This is a genomic window from Pantoea anthophila, assembly GCF_006494375.1.
GTDB lineage: Bacteria > Pseudomonadota > Gammaproteobacteria > Enterobacterales > Enterobacteriaceae > Pantoea > Pantoea anthophila.
On sequence record NZ_VHIZ01000046.1, the window covers coordinates 1 to 455 of the forward strand.

At 51.9% G+C, this 455-nt stretch carries 1 tRNA gene and 1 rRNA gene; both read left to right on the plus strand.

The features are described from left to right. The first annotated feature begins 45 nt into the window (after nucleotides 1-45). Nucleotides 46-121 (plus strand) — tRNA-Ala (locus FJW00_RS11325). A gap of 202 nt (nucleotides 122-323) precedes the next feature. Beyond that, nucleotides 324-455 (plus strand): 23S ribosomal RNA (locus FJW00_RS11330); the annotation flags it as partial.

The window sequence follows — 455 nt, forward strand, 5'->3', positions numbered from 1 at the left end:
GTGTACTCGGTTGAGTGGTAGTAGTGGTCTCTGCAGTAACTGTATGGGGCTATAGCTCAGCTGGGAGAGCGCCTGCCTTGCACGCAGGAGGTCAGCGGTTCGATCCCGCTTAGCTCCACCATACCTGCTGTTTTTTTCTGAAATACCTCAGAGCGTACCGGCGACGGTGTGCTGTGACGTATTATGCTCTTTAACAATCCGGAACAAGCTGAAAATTGAAACGACATGGCGCGTTCATTCTCCGTAATAAGAATGAAATGGCGACATGTTCGAGTCTCTCAAATGCTTACAGTCTGCAGCGTGAAAACGCCTGTGGGTTGTGAGGTTAAGCGACTAAGCGTACACGGTGGATGCCCTGGCAGTCAGAGGCGATGAAGGACGTGCTAATCTGCGTAAAGCGACGGTAAGGTGATATGAACCGCTACAGCCGTCGATGTCCGAATGGGGAAACCCGG